Origin of the sequence: Leisingera aquimarina DSM 24565, from assembly GCF_000473165.1 — a bacterium.
In the GTDB taxonomy this organism is placed as follows: domain Bacteria; phylum Pseudomonadota; class Alphaproteobacteria; order Rhodobacterales; family Rhodobacteraceae; genus Leisingera; species Leisingera aquimarina.
In genome coordinates, this window is record NZ_KI421505.1 from 101,719 (window position 1) to 120,409 (window position 18,691).

Below are 18,691 nucleotides of genomic sequence, written 5' to 3' on the forward strand. Positions count from 1 at the left end.
GGCTGGCAGTGTACTCATTTGCCTCTGACACCGTGACCGGAAACAGCGGAGAGATTTCAATGGCTTCAACCTCGGCAGAAAGTTTTGACGGCGCCTGGATCGTTCAGGAGGTCCAGGACGTCGATCTGGCGCAGTTCGAAGAGCTGCGGTTTGATTTTGACGGCGGCACGCTTTACGGATCCAGCCCCTGCAGAAGTTTCACCACAACCTTCGGGCCGGACATGCAGAACATCATGTTTTCGCCATTTGAGATCGGCGGCGGGCTATGCGACGAAGCGACAATGATCGCCGAGCGGGAATTCCTGCAGCAAGTCGGCTTGGTCAACCGGATGGTGCTGACCGGGGACGGGCAGCTGGTGATGTATAATTTTGAAAAACCGCTGTTGTGGGCCAAACGGCTGGTCGGCTGATCCAGCATAGGTTTCGCTGCGAAACCTGCGGAATTGCTGTACTGCCAGTTTCGTAAAAGACATAGCGGAAATGGAAAACCCCGGCCTGCCAGGACCGGGGTTTCGCAGCGAAACCGGGAACTGCGCCCTGCCCTATCCGCCGTGCTCCAGCAGGTGGCGCACATTGTCCATGACCGCATCAACCAGTTCAGCCGTCACCTCGCCGCCGGAAAACCGGATGGCATAGCCGCCGGGCCCGTATTCGCGTTCGATTGTAATGCCGCTGGCGACGCGGGTCTTGCGGGACCGCTCCACTTTTTGCACGGTCTTGGGGCGCCCCCCCCGGCCAGGGTCCTGCGGAGCGCCTTCGGCGTTCTCAACCACCGGCAGCATGGCTTCCCACTCTTCCGCCGCAGAGCGCCCTCCTGCCTGCTCCAGAGCGGTGCGGAGCTGCTCAGCCCCGCCGCTCCGCAGTGCGGCGGCCAGGCGCAGGCACTGGCGTTCATTTAGGCCAGTGGCATGGGACAGCATATCGCCCAGTTCCTCATGGATCAGGGCAAATGAGCGGATCTTGGAGCGTTTGGCCTTGGAGGCGTTCTGAAACAGCACCGCGACGGCTTCGTCCACTGTCGGGAATACCCCGTCATGCACCGCCGAGGCCGCCGCCCTGCCCCGTTCGTACTGGCTGAGGCCCGAGCGGATTTCGTTCTCCTCGATCATCGAGACCAGCGCATTTGCAAGGCTGCCGGGTTCGCGGATGAAGGCCGGGATGGTTTGGAACCGTTCGCCGCCGCTCAGCCCGTTCAGGCGGCGCAGGGCTGTCAGGCGGCGGTAGCCGGAGACCAGCGCATACTTGCCCGCGTCCTCGGGATTGAGCGGCTCGAACACTTCGATCGGCAGGCGCAGGCCGTTGACCGAAACCGAGGTCATCAGCTCCTGCATTTCCTCCTCGTCCAGCACGATCCGGTCGCGGTTCAGGGCATCCGCGGTGATCTGTTCCAGCGGGATTTCCACCGCCACCAGCCCCTTGCTTGTCGCGTCGCGCAGACGTTCGGCGTCTGCCTTGTCTCGGGCGATGGCTTCGCGGTCGGCCTGGGGCAGGGGGTCGGCATGGCGGGCGGCATCGGCCACCACATCGGCAATCGGCGGCCGCAGGCCGGGGCCGCGCGACAGATCGCGGTCAATGCCTGCTTCGATCTCTTTCAATGCCTCGGGCGAGGGGGTCTCAAGCTGTCTGCGTCTGGCCATCTTCGCTCTCCTCTACTGCGGTTTCTGCCTGCTGCATCTGCTGATCGCGCCACCAGCTGCCGATCAGAAGTTCCTTGAACTCCGCATAGGTGCGGTCGAACACCTCGCGGCCGCGCACATAGGTGTCGCGGTTGAAGTTGCGGTAATCCGCCTCGTAGATACCGGAAACGCTTTCGCCGGCCTGGCCGACCATGGCGGTATAATCCTGCCGGTAGGCGTTCATCATGTCACCGAAATAGGCCTGTATCACATTGGCCAGATCGGTCTGCTGGCTGGCGTCAAAACGGGTGATCAGGGCGCGCACCACGTCCCATTCGAATTTCATCTCCGGCAGGCCCGCGCGGCGGCGGCCGGCATTTTCACCGTCCTCGATCGAGGCGAAGGTGGAATAGAGCATGTCAAAGAACCGGCCGGTGGAATCGAACTCAAGAAATGACGCTCCAAGCGGCACCATCAGGATATCGGCGGCGGCCAGAGCATTGATGGTTAGATAGCCGAGGGCAGGGGGGGTATCCAGAAGGATGATATCGTAGTCGTCCAGCGCACCGCCCTGATCCAGCGCGTTGGTCAGCGCATCCCACAGCGCCCAATTGCGCAGCCCCATGCGCCAGACCGGGATCTGGAATTCGGCCCAGTAGAGGTTCAGCTGCGCGCCGATCAGGTCGATATTGGGCCAGTGGGTTTTCTGAACCACGTTTCGCAGCGAAACCTCCCTGGCCTCGGTCAGGGTCTCATCAAGGGGAATAGGGTCTAATCCAGAGGCGGCGCGGACTTTGTTTTCGGCTTCCACCGCTTCGGCGTAGTCGCGGGCGAGGAGGGGGAAGACGGTCTGCCATTCGTCCGCCACCTGGCCGCCCATGATCGAGGTCATCGAGCCCTGGCTGTCGAGGTCGACCACCAGCACCTTGTAACCGTCGAGCGCGGCGGACATGGCGAGATGGGCGGCGGTGGAGGTTTTGCCGACGCCGCCCTTGAAGTTGGCCACGGCCACGACCTTGGCGGGCAGGCCTTCGGGGCGGTAGGGGCGGTATTCCTTGGTGCTGATGCCTTCCTCGGCGAAATGGTCGCGCAGCTTCAGCACGTCTTCCAGGGTGAACCAGCGCGAGCCGCTGGCGCCTTCGCCCTGCGGCAGATCCGGGTTCTTATTCAGCACCCGGCGCAGGTGGGCGGGGGCGACGGGGATCAGGTAGCGGCAGACTTCCCAGGTGGAAAAGCTGCGCAGGCGTTTGCGGCCGTCGGGGGCGTAGCCGCGTTTGGCCAGATCATCGCGACCGCGGCCTGCAAAAGCTGCGGCCTTGGCGAATCTTGCGGTATCGACGAGCTCGCCGAGCTTGGCCGCTGCAGCCTCCGGATCAAGGTTGAAATAGGGCGGCAGGGGGGTGTCAGGTTTCTTTGCCATGTGACATGTGCCTCGGGTAAATCGCCTGTTTGGCGTGTTATCCTTGGTTTTGTCGCACATCCTGGGGAGAGAGTGAATCATTATCTGGCAACGCATCTGTTTTGCGCGGCCGTCCGGCTTCCCCGCTGTATATGTCTCTGTTCCCCGAAAATCACTATGGCACAAACAGGTTGAAATGTTGTGAATCTTTGATTCAGTTTAGAGTCTTTAGGTCCACTAAGTGATTATTTATCAGACGGTTAGATATGCTTGCGGACCTGCTTCCGGTATGAAAGGCACCCGTTTGCAGGAGCATTGGTACCCATCTGCGGGAGCAAGGGCCCCGATTCGCAGGAAGACAGGCACCCGCGACTCGGAGACCGGAAATCAGGCGGTTTCAGGACCCATATTAGCCGGAAAACGGTGGAAACCAGCGTGGAATGGCGCCCGGAACCAGGAAGATCCTGTAAAGGTACCCGTTTGCGGGACGGGGCTTTCCCGTAAACGGGTGCCCATAGCGGGATTGAGCGCGGGTTCCTTTTACGTCATAGTACCGCCAAGGCAGGCCCCGCAGAGTCGCAAAGACCGGAAAAGGGGCAGGAGGGCAGGGCGATGGACGCCAAAGATATCCCGCACAACAAGCTGACAGGCCCCTTGCGCCGGGGGTCGGTGAAGAAGAATGTGGCGGCCATTCATGTGTCCGGCAAGCTGACGCTGCTGCAGCGCAAGCTGTCGAATGTGCTGCTGCTGAATGCATATGACACGCTGATTTCAAAACCCAAGCATCAGATCGATGCGCAGACGCTGTGCATGATGGTGGGGTATAACTCCAACGACATGGAGACGCTGAAGCAGTCGCTGCGCTCGCTGGCGGAGACCGTGGCGGAATGGGACATGCTGGATGAGCAGGGGCGTCAGGAATGGGGTGTCAGCTCGCTGTTGTCTTATGCCAAGCTGGCGGGCGGGGTGTGTGAGTACGCCTATTCGCCGGCGCTGGCGGAGAAGCTGCATGACCCCAAGGTCTTTGCCCTGATCAATCTGAACATCCAGCGGCGGTTCACCAGCGGCCATGCGCTGGCGCTGTATGAAAACTGCTACCGCTTTGTGCGCACGGGGTCGACCGGATGGTGGGATATTGCGCTGTTCCGGCGCCTGATGGGGGTGGAGGGCAGTGCCTATTACGAAAGCTTCAAGCACCTGAACGCCAAGATCATCAAGCCGGCGGTGGCGGAGGTGAACAAGACCTCGAACATCCTCTTGACGCCGGAGTTCAAGAAGATGGGGCGGCAGGTGGCCGAGGTGCGGTTCCTGATCAAGGAGAACCCGCAGCTGGCGATGCTGGACATTGATGACGGGGCAGGGGTGCGGCAGGGGGCGGTGTATTCCCAACTGATCGGTCTGGGCGTCAGCGACCGGCTGGCGCGGCAATGGATCGCCGAGCACGGCGAGGCGTATGTCGCCGAGAAGGTCGGCTATCTGAAGAGTAAAAAGGGCGTGGACAGCCCGGTGCGCTATCTGAGTGCAGCGCTGCGGGATGATTACAAGGATACGCCCGCGGAGACCGTCAAGGAAGTGCCGCCCGAGGTGCTGGCGGCGGCGGCGGCCCGCAAGGCCGAGGAAGCCGAGGCGGCCAGGGTTGAGGCGGCAGAGGATGCAGCCAAGGCGCGGGAGCGGTCGCTCAGGGCGCAGCGGCTGGAGCGGATCCGGGATCTGGCCGCCGGGCGTTCGCCGACCCAGCGGGATGCCGACAAACGGCTGTTCCTGAGCCGCCTGGAAACAGAGATCGACCGCGAGGAATTCCGCAACCGGGGCTGGGCTGCGGCGCTGCTGGCCGGTGAGATGGCGGAATTCTGGGAAGAGCTGATCCCCGGCGCGCTGGAGGATCTGGCGGGGTAGGGCGGGCCGCTTGTGGCAAGCGGCCCTGCAGGATCAGGTTGTGGTCCTGAAAAGCGCCCCGGATTGCAGATGGCGGAGGGTCAAACCCCCGCCATTTCCTGTTTCTCCACCCGCCGGAAGAAGATCAGATAGAAGACCGGCGCGGCCACCAGTGTCAGCACGGTGGCAAAGGCCAGGCCGCCCATGATGGTGATCGCCATCGACACAAAGAAGGCGTCGGTCAGCAAGGGCGCCATGCCAAGGATCGTTGTCACTGCCGCCAGCATCACCGGGCGCAGACGCGACACCGATGCCTCGACGATGGCTTCGCGCAGGGGCAGGCCGGTTTCGCGCACCAGGTCGATTTCCTCGACCAGAACAATGCCGTTCTTGATCAGCATCCCCGACAGGCTGAGCAGGCCCAGAAGCGCGGTGAAAGTGAAGGGGAAGCCGGTGCCCAGAAGCCCGATCACCACGCCGTTGACCGACATCGGCACCAACAGCCAGATGATCACCGGCTGGCGGATCGCATTGAACAGCAGCACCGAAATCAGCACCATGATCAGCAGCGTCACCGGCAGCTGCTTGCCCAAAGACTCATTCGCATCGCCCGAGCTTTCATGCTCGCCGCCCCATTCCATCAGGTAGCCCGGCGGAATGTCCATCGCTTCGATGGTCTCCCGGACCTCGGCAAAGACGGTGGCGGCAGTCAGGTCCGGCGGGATATCGGCGCCGACGGTCAGGGTCGGCAGCCGGTCACGGCGGTGCACCAGGGTGTTTTCAACCACCACATCAACGCCGTCGATCATCTGCTCCAGCGGTACAAACTTGCCGGCCGACGAGGAGAAGACCACCTGATCATAGATGTTGTAAGGCTCCTGCGGTGCGCGGCGGACGACGATGGGGATCAGCCGGTCGCGTTCGCGGAACACCCCCATCTGCAGCCCGTCAGTGGAAAACTGCAGCGCATCGGCGATGTTTTCGCGGGTGACGCCGGCGGTTTGCGCCCGGTCGGTGGCATAGACGGGTTTCAGCACCGGCTCCTGTTCGCGCCAGTTGTGGCGCGGGATCAGGATATTGGCGGAGGCCGCCTCAAGCCGCCGCTTTGCCTCCTCTCCCAGATCACGCAGGACGCGCGGGTCGGGGCCGGAGAACCGCACCTGGATCGGGTCGCCGCCGCCGGGGCCGAAGACCAGCCGCTTGGTGCGGAACTCGCCCTCGGGGAACTGCGCCTGGCCGAAGGCCTCGAGGTCCGCCTGCAGCGGCGGGATGGCGTCAAGGGTTTCGGTACGGACGATCAGATGCCCGTAGCTGGGGTTCGGCTTCTCTGCCGAGTAGGTGAGCATGAAGCGGGTGGCGCCCTGGCCGGCGAAGGAGGCAACCGAGACCACGTCTTCGCGTTCGGCGAGCCAGTCCTCGAACACCTTCAGATGCTTGGACGTTGCCTGGATCGAGGTGCCCTGCGGCAGCTTATAGTGGACAAAGAACAGCGGCGTGTTGGAGTCCGGGAAGAACTGCTGTTTCACCTGGCCGAAGCCGATGAAGCAGACCACGGTAATGCCCGCCAGCCCGGCGGCCACCAGCCAGCGCAGCTTCAGCGCCGATGCCAGGAGCTTGCCATAGGTGCGGAACAGGAGGCCGCTGTAGGCGTCTTTGCTGTCTTCTGTGCCTTGTTTGAAAAAATAGTGGCCCAGCAGCGGTGTTGCGGTCAGCGCCAGCAGCCAGCTGAGCAGCAGCGAGATTGCGATCACCGCAAACAGCGAGAACAGGAATTCGCCCGCAGAATCCGGGCTGAGGCCGATGCCGGCAAAGGCCATGATGCCGATCACCGTGGCGCCCAGCAGCGGGATCTGGGTTTTTGAGGCAGCGTCATGCGCGGCCTCGCGCGAGGTCTTGCCGCGCAGCATGGAAATCTGCATCCCCTCAGCGACCACAATGGCATTGTCCACCAGCATCCCCATGGCGATGATCAGCGCGCCCAGCGAGATCCGCTCCATCTCGATCGAGAACATGTTCATGAAGAACAGCGTGCCGACAACCGTCAGCAGCAAGGTGGAGCCCACCACCACGGCGGCGCGCCAGCCCATGAACAGGGCCAGAACCACCACAACAATGCTGACCGACATCGCCAGGTTGACAAGGAAGTCGTTGGAGGCCTGCTCGACCACCACATGCTGCTGGTAGATCGGTTTCAGGTCCACGCCATAGGGGATCCGGCTGTCGAGTGCGGCCAGTTTGGCGTCGACGTTCTGGCCCACTTCGACGATGTTTTCGGTGGCTAGGCCGGCAATGCCCAGGGTAAAGGCCTCAACCCCGTCAAAGCGGATCAGCAGGTCCGGGTCGCTGATGCGGCCGCGGTGGACGTCGGCCATGTCGATCACATTGACCACTTCACCCTGCGAGCCGATGGTGAGACCCGCAATTTCAGTGACCGAGTCCGAGCCTTCCGGGGCGCTGAGCCGGGTGTCCGCGGGACCGGCCTCAAGACTGCCGGCCGGGCGGACCGAGTTGGCATTGGCCAAAGCGCTGCTGATGGCGTCAATCGGGATGTTCTGATTGACCGCAACCGCCATCTTCGGCTCGACAAACACCGCTTCTTGCGGCAGGCCGGCGATTTCGACATCGGCGACCCCGTCCACCGTCAGCAGCTCGCGCCGCAGGAAGGTTGCCAGCTCGTGTTTCTCGGCGTCGGTGTAGCCGTCGGCTGTTACCGCGTAGAACAGGCCGAACACATCGCCAAAGCCGTCATTGACGTATGGCTGGCTGACGCCATCGGGCAGGGCGCGGGCCGCATCGCGGACCTCAGCGCGCAGTTTGGTCCAGATTGCGGGCAGCTCGGTGCCGTCGTAAGTGTCCTGCATCTCCACTTCGATCAGCGAAGAACCGGGCCGGTTCACCGAGGTGATCAGCTTCACCTCGCCCATTTTCTGGATTGCGGATTCCAGCGGTTCCGAGACTTCCAGCGCCACCTGGGCGCTGCTGGCTCCGGGATACTGGGTCGCGATGACTGCGGATTTGATGGTAAAGGCCGGGTCTTCCAGACGGCCCAGGTTCAAAAAGCCCCAGATCCCGCCGAGCAAGGCGGCAAGCATGATGAGCCAGGTGTAAAGCGGCCGGTTGATCGACCCGCGTGCGATGTCCATGCGTTCGCCCTCAATTGCCGAAGCCGGTGAAGCGGCTGACCTGCTGTCCGTCTTTCAGCGCGGAGCCGCCGGTCAGTACGATCTCTTCGCCGCCTTTGAGGCCGTCCGCGATGCGGAAGTCGCCGTTCTGGCTTGCCTCGACCTTTACCGGGGTCCAGGTGACGGTGCCGTCTTCGGCGCCCGCGGGGGCAAAGACCATTACCCCGGTGCTGCCATCGGCGGCGGCGACCAGCGCGGTGCCGGGCACCCGGATCGCCGCATCGCCGGTGTCCACGCGCACATTCACTGTGGCGGAGGCGCCGGGCAGGATCTGGCGGTCTTCGGGCGGGGTCAAGCGGAAGGTCACCCGGTAGGTCTGGCCGACGCTGCTGGCCTCGGCGTCAAATTCCAGGATTTCCAGTGGATAGTCCGTTTCCTGGTCCTGGCCGGGGAAATTCGCAACAATCGTCAGCACATCGCTTTGATCGGCCTGCTGGAACAGAACCTCGGGGACGTCGACCTTGATGTGCAGTTCGGACATGTCGTGCAGCCGCACAACCGGGGTGCCGGCGGAGATGGTGGTGAATTGCTCGACCTCGCGGCTGGAGACCAGCGCATCAAAGGGGGCATTCAGGGTCGCATGGCCAAGCGCATATTCGGCGTCCCGCAGGGCGACGCGGGCCAGGCCTGCCTCGGTCTCGGCGTCGTCGATCGACACCTGGCTGACGGTGCCGCTCAGCTTTTCCAGCCGCACCACCGTGCGGTCGGCCTGTTCCTTGCGCAGCTGCGCCTGTTCCAGCTGCAACTCGAACGGTTCCAGGTCCAGTTCGGCAATCAAGCCGCCCTGGGTAACGGCGCCGCCTTCGGTCACCGGGAATTTCAGGATCTGCCCGCCGACCTGGAAGGCCAGATCAACCGTCTGTTTGGCGGCAACCTGGCCAAAGAACTGCCGCTCCAGCAGCAGGGAGTCCGATGAGGTCTGCAGCAGTTTCACGGGTTTCAGCGGCTCCTGGGCCGCGGCGGCCGCGGAAAGGGCGGCAAAACCGCCCGCAACGGCAAGGGATTTGCTCCAACGCATTCTAGTCACTCCTTCCGGGCGGATTTGCCGCCTGTCCGCATCATTGTTTTGTTATCACGCCCGGTTGCGCAATCGGCCTGGAAACCGGCCCGTGCGCCGGCCTGCCGGGGAATTTGCGGCCTATAGCTCAGTTGCGGGAACTTTCCTGTGAAGGAGATCACAATGCAACGGTATCCAAGGGGCATGCGGTTTTCCGGCAGCACGATAGCATTGGACCCATTGATTTGGTTGCCGCCGTTTCAGGGTACTGTTTCAAGCGCCTGAATTTCAGGAGTATGGTGAGCAATCTTTTCTGGCTGACCGATGAGCAGATGGCTCGGTTACGGCGGTGCTTTCCCAAAAACATGGCAAGCCGCGCGTGGGTGACAGACGTGTTCTCAGCAGGACTATCTTTATGAGCCGCGCCGGTTTGCGGTGGTCTGATGCGCCGAAGGAGTATCGACCGCCCAGTGAGGCGGGGCTGTCGCCCCAGCGGAGCGGCGTAGCACGGTGAATGCTCGAAACGGTGGAGCGGTAAGGGTGTCTTCGCTCGGATCATGGAAGGATTGACCGCTGAACAATCGGATCATCTGGCAATCATGCGTCCCTTTCATTGATTGCTGCGCAACTAGCTGCAGGGCTGGCGGACGCGAGGTATCTGAAAGTTCACCGCAGGGCATCGGGTCTGGGGCTGAAAAGGGGCGTGGCCGTCTGACCGTGCGGCATTTGAAGGATTAGGATCTGATCCGGGAGATCAAATTCCCTGTAAACGGGCGGTATGAATATTAAGCTTCACGCGGTCACAGGCGCTCGGGCCGCCCGATCCAGTTTTTGATGACTGCCGGTCAGGTCAGCCGCTACTCCGGTGCAAGGGCTGGCGACCTGACGCGGCCCGTTGCGAGAGGTGCCCGAAGATGTTCTTGCCCGCCATCGCACCTGCCGCAGCCGTTATCGTCTGGCTTTGAAATCCAAAGAGGCTGAAACGTGGAGCTCACAGCTGTGAATTTCCGAATTGCTTGCTGTGATGAAAACCCGGGAAGGATTTACCGGCGGGTTTCTGCCTTATCCGGTAACAGAATCCCGGACTGTGGAGAATGTACAGCTGAACGTGAACGTGGAACCTTTCCCAAGTTCGGAGCGCACATCAATTTCGCCGCCCATCAGATGTGCCAGGCGGCAGGCGATGCCCAGCCCCAGACCGGTTCCGCCGAAATCCCGGGTTGCAGAACTGTTGACCTGGGAAAACGCGTTGAAGACGCTGGCCAGCTTGTCTTCGGGTATACCGATCCCGGTGTCTTGGACAGCGATGTTATACAGGGACTGAGATGTCAGATTGGTTCCAGTGACTTTGACTGTCACGACCCCTTCCTCAGTGAATTTCACGGCGTTGCCGACCAGGTTGACGATGATCTGCCGTATGCGCCCCTCGTCTCCCAGAATGCCCGCGGGCAAGGCGGGATCATAAACCAGCCTCAAGGCTACCCGGCTTTCTGCCGCTTTGGGTTCCAGCATCCGGACAACACCCGAAAGCAGGTCGCGAAGATCAAGCGGCTGGCTCCTGAGCTCCAGCTTGCCGGACTCGATTTTGGAAAAATCGAGTATCTCGTTAATGATTTCCAGCAAGGCTTCGCCGGAGTCCGAAATGGTCCGGGCATAAAGCGCCTGGTCCTCGTCCAGATCCGTTTCCTCCAGCAAAGATGCCATTCCCAGCACCCCGTTCATCGGGGTTCTGATCTCGTGGCTCATGGTGGCCAGAAATTCGGATTTGGCCTTGTTCCCGGCTTCAGCTGCGCGGGTCCGTTCCTTCACTTTGTCCTCAAGCGAGGCGGCCAGTTCGGTCAGTTCGCTGTTGCTGCGGTCGAGATGGGTCAGCACCTCGGCGAAAGCCAGGGCCAGACGGCCGATTTCGTCACGGCCGCAATCGGGGACGTCCTGGGGCCGGCTGCCCTGGCGAATGCTGTCCGCGAAGTCTGTCAGCCGCTTGACCGGCCGGGTGATCCGGTTGGCCATGACGATGGCGGCAACCGATGCAAACAGCGCGCAAAACCCGGACAGCAGCAGGATCCGGCCGACATGAGCCTTCCATTCCTGATCCAGCCGGGCGGTGGAGAACTCAAGCACCACATAGCCAAGCCGGGTGTCCGCTGTTGCCAGAACCGGACCCGCCACCCTGATCCGGCCGCCGCCTGTCAGGACCGTCCACTGCTTGCAATCGACAGCGGAGCGCAGAAGGGGATCTGCATACCGCTGGCCGCGCAAAAGGTTGTCGTCGGTGCCATCTGTCAGCACCCGGGTGCCGGCATCCAGGATCAAGGCGCGCATGGCACCTTCGCTGGCCAAAGCTGCCCCGGTTTGCTGACGTAACCGTTTGATATCTAATTCATAAAGCGGTTCAAGTACAGCTTCGCCCAGGGTTTTGGCCAGATCGGTCACATGCTGCTCATAGGCTTCGGCTGAGGTCCGGTGGGCAAGTGTGACCGAAATGGCGGCAATTGCGCCGGCCACCGCCAGTACGATCAGAACAGTGTAGACCACTAGTTTGGTTCTGAGGCTGGACCCAAGCAAATCAGCCTCCGCCGATGAGAAGCGCAACCGGAGCCTGGAATTGCTTCAGCAGGTTCAGGGTGGGGGCGGGTATGGTGTCGAATTTGGTGGTATTCTCAAAATCCAGCAAAGCGCTGCGGCCTGCCGCGGATTGATCCATGCTTGTCAGTACAGCCAGCAGCGCCCGGGAAAACGCGGCGGGGGCATCAGGCGGAACGCTGACGACATGGCGCGGGATGGCTTTGGTTTCCAGAATGATTGCAAGATCGTCAAAATCGCTGCCCGCATGCATTTTCAGGCCGCGCAACGACATGGCGCCGGCATCCACCAACCCGCGCAGCACCCATTCGATGGTGTTTTCGTCGTCACCGGAAAAGACATAGGCGCCGCCGCTGTCCGGGCGCGCGGCCCGGGGATTGGGGAGAGCGGCCAGAGGGGCGATCTGGTCCCCGATGGCCAGCCGCGGCAGGAAATAGCCGCTGGAGGAAAACGGTTCTTCGAAGGCGACCAGCTTGCCTTCCAGGTCTGCAAGCGACCGGATGCCGCTGTCCCGGCGGGCAAAGATAACGGATTGGTATTGCGCGGTTCCCTTTTTCCACCGGCGGGCCAGAAGGCGGCTGCCGCATTTGGCACGAACCGCAAGCGACACCAGCGGGCTGTCGACGTAGATGTCGACAGCGCCTGTGCGCAGAAGCTCTGACATATGGGGGATGTCCCTTGCGATGGTGACACTGCCGCCAGTGATACCCTGATCCTGCAGCTGCGCTGCCAGATACTGGGCAAAAGGCGAAAAGGCGCGGGTTTCCTTAACCGGCTCGTCGCTGATGGTGCCGATCACCAGCATGCGCGCTGCGGCGGTCTGGCCGGTCAGCAGACCAAGGCACAGGCAGAGCAGAAACACCGGTCTTTTGAAATGCATGGCTGGACCCTTTTGCAACGCAGCGCGACTGATGAATTCTTCATTATCGGATAAATTGTGTACGGAAAGGTAAAAGGTCGATTTTTAACTTGTGTTCTGCCGTTCAGGGGAGGGCGATTTCTTGAATTCCCGGCGACGCTGGCGCTGACGCTATGGCGCAGGCCAGCGGTGGCGCAGGCGGACGGCCGGGTCTGGCCGGGGCAGGGCAGGTCGGGCTGCCGGCTGCGCGCTGTTCATGTATAAAAGGTGCAGGGAAAAGGGGAACCGGCTGCGCAGGCAGGATAGTCAGGGCGCCTAGGTCAAGTCAGACAGGGCTGCCGCGGCTGTTTGCAGGGCGGGCAGGAAATCCGTCAGATCCTGCAGGCTGCGGCGCTGCACGGGAGCGTGCACCGACAATGTGGCCAGGAGCCGGTTGTGCGTGTCCCGCACCGGCACGGCGACGGCGACCATGCCGGAGATGAACTCCTCGGCGTCAGTGGAATAGCCGCGGCTGCGGATGGCGTCCAATTCAGTGCTGAGCGCAGCCGGGTCGGTGCAGCTTTGCCCGGTCTCCGCTTCCAGCGGCCGGGCGTGCAGCACGGCCTGCAGGGTGGCGGGCTTCAGGGTCGACAGATACATCTTGCCGCTGGCGGTGCAGTGGAACGGCACCTGAGTGCCGATCGGCAGCTGGATGCGCAGCGGCCATTTGGTTTCCACCCGGTCGAGATAGATCATCCCCTCGCGGTCGGGGGTGGCCAGGTTGCAGGTCTCGCCCAGTTCCTCGGCCACGCCTTTCAGGATGCTGAGCCGGGCGGTGCGCAGATGTTCGGATGACATGGTATCCAGCGCCATCCGGCGCAGGCGGGGACCGGGACCATAGGCGCGCCCGTCAAGGTCGCGCTGCAAAAACCCTTCGGCCTCGGCGGTTTGCATCAGCCGGTGCACGGTGGGTTTGGGCAGGCCCATCGCCTCGATCATCTCGGCCGGTTTCACGGCGACGCCGCGGCGGGCGATCTCCTCCAGCAGCACCAGAAGGCGCAGGTTGGTGGGGATCTGCCCCTGATTGTTTTCGGACGCGTCGTCTGCCATCGCCGCATAATCCCTACTTGTTGGGCAGCAGCACCAGGGCGAAATCGGGCACCAGCGAGACCAGCACCCAGACCCCGATCAGGGCTGCAAGGTAAGGGACGGTATAACGGAGCAGGCGGAAATACGGAACACCGGTCACGCCGGACGCGACATAGAGGTTCAGACCGTAAGGCGGGGTGATGAAACCGATGGAGGCGCCGACCAGGAAGATCACCGAGAAGTGGATCGGATCAACCCCGACAGAGGCCGCGATGGGGGCCAGGATCGGCGCCAGGATGATGGTGACCGGCAGGCTTTCCAGCACCATGCCGGAGAAGAACACAATCACCATCGAGGTGAACAGCACCGCGTGGTAGCCGCCCATCGAGGTGACAAAATCGCCAATGGTCTGCTGCGCGCCCAGCAAGGACAGGATCTGCTGCATCACCACGGAGATTGCGATCAGCGGTGCCAGAATGCCGGTGATCTGCGCCGAGCGCACGACGATCGAGGGGATCTGCGGGATGGTGAAACCTTCGACCACCAGCATTTCGGCATAAGATTTCTCCTCCCAGGTTTTATCGCTCCGGGCGCCGGTGAGTTTGGTCACCAGCCAGGACAGCACACCCGCGATGACGCAGAAGCCGACGGTGACGCCTGCCGCCTCGGTGGGGGAGAATTTGCCGGTGTAGATGCCCCACAGCACCAACCCGATGGCAAAGAAGCCGAGCCAGGCGCCGAAGGCGGTCTTCAGAACCCGGTTCAGTTGCAGCGGAATCAAGAAGCCCCAGCCATTGCGGCGGCAGATGATCCAGCAGGCCAGCTGCATCCCTATGACCATCATCGCGCCAGGCAGGATGCCGGCCACAAACAGGTCCGAGATCGGCAGGTTCATCAGGAAGCCGTAGACGATGAAGATGATCGAGGGCGGGATGATGATGCCGACCGTGCCGCCAGCGGCGGCGGTGGCAGCCGAGAAGCGCTCGTCATAGCCGCCTTTGACCATCTCCGGGTGCAGCATCGAGCCGATGGTGGCCGTTGTCGCCGAGTTAGAGCCTGAAATGGCGGCAAACAGCCCGCAGGCGCCAAGCGAGGCCATCGCCAGCCCGCCGCGCATCCAGCCGAGGCAGGCATAGGCAAAATCGGACAGGCGGCGGGCAATGCCGGACTGGTTGATCAGGTCGCCGGTGAGGATGAACAGCGGCATCGCCAAGAGGGCAAAACCCTTGTTGAAGACGTTCAGCAGCTCGGCGCCCATATTGTCGAGCGTCAGCCCCAGCACAAAAGAGCAGCCGATGACCCAATAGCCGATCACCAGCAGCACCGGCACGCCCAGCATGAACAGGAAGGTGACTCCAAGCGAGATCAGCGTGACCCAGGTTCCGGTGTCCATTACACGTCTCCTCCGATCACGGCCTGTTTGATCAGCGGCGCGCCGCTGCGGAAATTGCGGATGTCGTCGGCGAGGTTTTCAAACACCCGGCCGATCATCAGGATAAAGGCGAGCGGCGCGGTGATCAGGAACCACCATTGCAGCACGCTGTCGGTGCCCAGCACGATTTGAAAGTTCGAGGCCGACAGCGCCGTCATCCGGGTGGTGGTGACAAAGACAATGACGGCAAAGCCGAACCACAGCACCGCGTCCAGGGTCAGGCACCCCATTTGCGCCCAGCGGGGCATGATGGTGCGGAATTCATTGAAGCTGAGATGGGTGCGCAGGCGCACGTTGAAGGCGGCGCCGAACCAGGCCATCACCATGAACAGCAGCGGCGGGATGGTGGTGGACCAGGGCTGCTGGTTCTTGAACACAAAGCGGTCGATCACGCCCCAGAAAATGATGAAGGCGATAGCCAGATAGCTCCACACCATGATGGTGCGCTCCAGGTGGCGGTCCAGCAGCGGCACCAGCCGGTAGACCAGCATCACCAGCACCCCGCCAAGGGCCGCTGCAATGGTGCCCAGCACCCAGGCGGCGTTGCTTTGCAACGCGTTGCGGATTTCCCAGCTGTCTTGCGATGCAAATGCGCTGAAAATCGCACTGATATCAGACCAGAGCGTCATTCGTTCCTCCCATGAAGCCCCCGGTCTCCCGTTCCGGAGGGGCGGGGCCCGGCGCGTCATGCGGCGCCGGAACCCGTTATTTCAGCCTAGGCTGCGGTCAGCCCTTCCACCAGCGGCGCGGTTCCACGTTTTCGGGCTTCATGTCTTTGTCGACTTCGCGCGCGATGTTGTAGATTTCCTGATAGGTGTCGATGCCGCCGGCCCAGCCGTTCAGACGGTCGCGCCATTGCTCCCACAGCTGCGGCTGGAACTCGGGCGAGCACATTTCCTCGGCCATGCGGATTTCGCTGTCCGGCAGGAAGGCAGGGCGCACGTCGTTTTCAACAAACATGGTGCCCGGCAGCTGCGGGTCGGAGAAACCGACTGTTTTGACCAGTGCCGCCTCGTTTGCGGCCTGCACATGGGCCTGCGCCCAATAGGCGCTCTCCAGCACCGCGTCCTGCAGGTAGCCTTCGAGCCCGTCAAAGACCTTGGTCGACATCGAAGTATGCTCGGTGCCGCAGAAGAATTTGAGGTCCACGGATTGCGAAACCACCGGCGACATGTTGGCATAGGCCACCGCAGAGGCCCAGGTTTCGGCGCCGTCGATCAGGCCCTGTTTCAACCCGTCCAGGGTTTCCTCCCAGGCGACCGGTACCGGGTTCAGGTTCAGCGCCTTCATGGCGATGCGGCCCAGCTGGGTGCCGGTGACGCGGTTCTTGGTGCCGAACAGCTGTTCCAGCTTGGTGATTGTGGGCGCGTCCTTGTATTTCAGGCCCAGCTGGATGCCGCGCAGCTCACAGTGGCTGAACAGGAATTTCAGCCCGTGGCGTTTTTCCAGCGGGTCGCGCAGGATTTCCTGGCTCTTGGGGTGGTACAGGAAGTGATACTGCGAGGCGCGGCCGGGGAACATGAAGGCATAGTCCAGCACGTTCAGATAGGGCGCGCCGCCGGCCGAGTTCTGGGTTGAGGCAGCGTAGATATCGACGATGCCCTGCTGGGTTTTCTCAACACAGCTCAGCTGGCCGCAGATCTGGTTGTCGCCGATGAATTCAATCCGGATCTCGCCGTCGGTGCGGGCTTCCAGATCGCGGGCGAACTCCAGCGCGCCGGCCCGTTCGATCAGCAGGTTGCGGGCGTTAAAGCCTGAGGCGCCGAACTTCAGCGTGTGCTTGGCAGGTTTGGCAAAGCGCTTTTCATAGGTCGATTCCGCAGCTGAGGCGAGATTCGCCAGGCTCATCGCGCCGCCAAAGCTGCCGGCCGCCAGCAGGGTCGAACTCATCCCGTAAGTGCCTGCAACCTTGAACAGATCCCGCCGCGATATGCGGTTCAGTTTGTCGGTGATCCCCATAATTTTCCTCCCTAAGATCAATTATTGAGACGTTTGGTATCAAAAATAGCTAGCTTATTTCATGCAATCTGTATAGAAGTTTTTTCTTGAAAGAGTCGGGAGAGGGTCGTGGAAGCAGATTTCATTGTTATCGGAGCAGGGTCGTCGGGCTGCGTGATTGCCAACCGGCTGAGTGCGGATCCGCGCAACAAGGTGGTGCTGCTGGAGGCCGGAGGGCGGGACACAAACCCCTGGATCCACATCCCGGTCGGCTATTTCAAAACCATGCATAACCCGTCTGTTGACTGGTGCTACAAGACCGAGCCCGATGCGGGGCTGAACGGGCGCTCGATCGACTGGCCGCGGGGCAAGGTTCTGGGCGGCTCGTCCTCGCTGAACGGGCTGTTGTATGTGCGCGGCCAGAAGGAGGATTACGACCGCTGGCGCCAGATGGGCAATGACGGCTGGGGCTGGGACGATGTGCTGCCCCTGTTCAAACGCTCCGAGGATCAGGAGCGCGGCGCGGATGAATTCCATGGCTCGGGCGGGCCGCTGACTGTCTCTAACATGCGCATTCAGCGCCCGATTTGCGACGCCTGGGTCGCCGCGGCGCAGGAGGCGGGATATCCGTTCAACCCCGATTACAACGGGGCCGCGCAGGAGGGGGTGGGGTATTTCCAGCTGACCACCCGCAACGGGCGGCGCTGCAGTGCTGCGGTGGCGTTCCTGAAACCGGCGCGGGGGCGGGCCAATCTGCAGATCATCACAAATGCGCTGGTGGAAAAGATTGATCTGGACGGGCGCCGGGTCACTGGCGTGACCTATCTGGACCGTGCCGGCCAGCGGCAGAGCATCACGGCGCGCAAGGAGGTGATCCTGTCGGCGGGGGCCATCAACTCGCCGCAGACGCTGATGCTGTCGGGGATCGGCCCGGCGGAGCAGCTGAAGGCCAACGGTGTTGAGGTGGCGGTGGATCTGCCGGGCGTGGGGCAGGGGCTGCAGGACCATTTGCAGGCGCGGCTGGTCTACAAATGCAACGAGCCGACGCTGAACGACGAGGTGCGCAGCCTGTTCAATCAGGCGCGGATTGCGCTGAAATACGCGCTGTTCCGGGCCGGGCCGATGACAATGGCGGCCAGTCTTGCCACTGGATTCATGAAAACCCGGCCTGAGCTGGCAACGCCGGATATCCAGTTCCATGTGCAGCCCTGGTCGGCGGACAGCCCCGGCGAAGGGGTGCATCCGTTTTCGGCCTTTACCATGTCGGTGTGCCAGCTGCGCCCGGAAAGCCGGGGCGAGATCCGGCTGGATGGGCCGGATCCGAAAACCTATCCGAAAATTCATCCCAACTATCTGGCGACGGAGACGGATTGCCGGACCCTGGTGGACGGGGTGAACATTGCCCGGCGCATTGCCCGGCATAATCCGCTGGCGTCCAAGATCGCCGCGGAGTTCCGGCCCGATGCCGGTCTGGAGATGGAGGATTACGCGGGCACGCTGGACTGGGCGCGCGGCAATTCGGTGTCGATCTATCATCCCACCGGCACCTGCAGGATGGGGCAGGGGGCGGATGCGGTGGTGGACGCCGGATTGCGGGTGCATGGGGTGCAGGGGCTGCGGGTGGCGGATTGTTCGATCATGCCCGAGATCGTCTCGGGCAACACCAATGCGCCGGCCATCATGATCGGTGAAAAGGCCAGCGATCTGGTGATGGCTGCTGACTGAGACTGAGGCGGCGGCAC

13 protein-coding genes and 1 pseudogene are annotated in these 18,691 nt (G+C 62.3%); 4 read left to right on the forward strand and 10 right to left on the reverse strand.

From position 1 onward, the window contains the following. Window positions 1–59 precede the first annotated feature (59 nt). Complete coding sequence (locus AQUI_RS0125795; protein ID WP_211236075.1) at window positions 60–410, forward strand: META domain-containing protein; 351 nt, start codon at window positions 60–62, stop codon at window positions 408–410. A gap of 132 nt (window positions 411–542) precedes the next feature. On the opposite strand, the gene AQUI_RS0125800 is transcribed toward AQUI_RS0125795, so the two are convergent. Together AQUI_RS0125800 and AQUI_RS0125805 are read right to left on the reverse strand one after the other, a co-directional pair. Further along, on the reverse strand, window positions 543–1,637 hold the full coding sequence (locus AQUI_RS0125800) for a ParB/RepB/Spo0J family partition protein (protein WP_027260080.1): 1,095 nt from the start codon (window positions 1,635–1,637) through the stop codon (window positions 543–545). Beyond that, entirely contained in the window at window positions 1,615–3,036 is a 1,422-nt protein-coding gene (locus tag AQUI_RS0125805) for an AAA family ATPase (protein ID WP_027260081.1), read from the reverse strand. The genes AQUI_RS0125800 and AQUI_RS0125805 overlap by 23 nt, the downstream gene beginning before the upstream one ends. A 591-nt stretch (window positions 3,037–3,627) precedes the next feature. On the opposite strand from AQUI_RS0125805, the gene AQUI_RS0125810 reads away from it, so the two are divergent. Beyond that, the gene (locus AQUI_RS0125810; protein WP_027260082.1) at window positions 3,628–4,911 is read left to right on the forward strand and encodes a replication initiation protein; all 1,284 of its coding nucleotides are present in this window, start codon (window positions 3,628–3,630) and stop codon (window positions 4,909–4,911) included. An 80-nt stretch (window positions 4,912–4,991) separates the two neighbouring features. Here the strand turns inward: AQUI_RS0125810 and AQUI_RS0125815 are convergent, their stop codons facing one another. Next, window positions 4,992–8,033 carry an efflux RND transporter permease subunit gene (locus AQUI_RS0125815; RefSeq protein WP_027260083.1) on the reverse strand — a complete coding sequence of 1,014 codons (3,042 nt, stop codon included), beginning with the start codon at window positions 8,031–8,033 and terminating at the stop codon, window positions 4,992–4,994. A 10-nt stretch (window positions 8,034–8,043) separates the two neighbouring features. Next, on the reverse strand, window positions 8,044–9,090 hold the full coding sequence (locus AQUI_RS0125820) for an efflux RND transporter periplasmic adaptor subunit (RefSeq protein ID WP_027260084.1): 1,047 nt from the start codon (window positions 9,088–9,090) through the stop codon (window positions 8,044–8,046). Window positions 9,091–9,368: 278 nt separating this feature from the next. On the opposite strand from AQUI_RS0125820, the pseudogene AQUI_RS30415 reads away from it, so the two are divergent. Then, window positions 9,369–9,945, forward strand: a pseudogene (locus tag AQUI_RS30415) (transposase family protein); the annotation flags it as partial. 186 nt (window positions 9,946–10,131) lie between these two features. Here the strand turns inward: AQUI_RS30415 and AQUI_RS29000 are convergent. The 6 genes from AQUI_RS29000 to AQUI_RS0125855 all read right to left on the reverse strand — a co-directional run bounded on the left by AQUI_RS29000 (window position 10,132) and on the right by AQUI_RS0125855 (window position 16,970). Then, window positions 10,132–11,634 (reverse strand): ATP-binding protein, encoded by a 1,503-nt coding sequence (locus AQUI_RS29000; protein ID WP_156916944.1) that lies wholly within the window; start codon window positions 11,632–11,634, stop codon window positions 10,132–10,134. Window position 11,635: 1 nt separating this feature from the next. After that, window positions 11,636–12,532: a phosphate/phosphite/phosphonate ABC transporter substrate-binding protein gene (locus tag AQUI_RS29005; protein ID WP_051372065.1), complete on the reverse strand. Its 897-nt coding sequence runs from the start codon at window positions 12,530–12,532 to the stop codon at window positions 11,636–11,638. Between the two features lie 294 nt (window positions 12,533–12,826). After that, window positions 12,827–13,600 (reverse strand): IclR family transcriptional regulator, encoded by a 774-nt coding sequence (locus AQUI_RS0125840; protein ID WP_027260086.1) that lies wholly within the window; start codon window positions 13,598–13,600, stop codon window positions 12,827–12,829. A gap of 13 nt (window positions 13,601–13,613) precedes the next feature. Next, window positions 13,614–14,972 (reverse strand): TRAP transporter large permease, encoded by a 1,359-nt coding sequence (locus AQUI_RS0125845; protein ID WP_027260087.1) that lies wholly within the window; start codon window positions 14,970–14,972, stop codon window positions 13,614–13,616. Beyond that, a complete protein-coding gene (locus tag AQUI_RS0125850; RefSeq protein ID WP_027260088.1) occupies window positions 14,972–15,640 on the reverse strand; it encodes a TRAP transporter small permease in 669 nt (222 codons plus the stop codon). Before AQUI_RS0125850 ends, AQUI_RS0125845 begins: the two co-directional genes overlap by 1 nt. 97 nt (window positions 15,641–15,737) lie before the next feature. After that, complete coding sequence (locus tag AQUI_RS0125855) at window positions 15,738–16,970, reverse strand: TRAP transporter substrate-binding protein (RefSeq protein WP_027260089.1); 1,233 nt, start codon at window positions 16,968–16,970, stop codon at window positions 15,738–15,740. Between the two features lie 108 nt (window positions 16,971–17,078). Between AQUI_RS0125855 and AQUI_RS0125860 the strand changes: the two genes are divergently transcribed. Next, entirely contained in the window at window positions 17,079–18,674 is a 1,596-nt protein-coding gene (locus AQUI_RS0125860; protein ID WP_027260090.1) for a GMC family oxidoreductase, read from the forward strand. The last annotated feature ends 17 nt before the right edge of the window (window positions 18,675–18,691 follow it).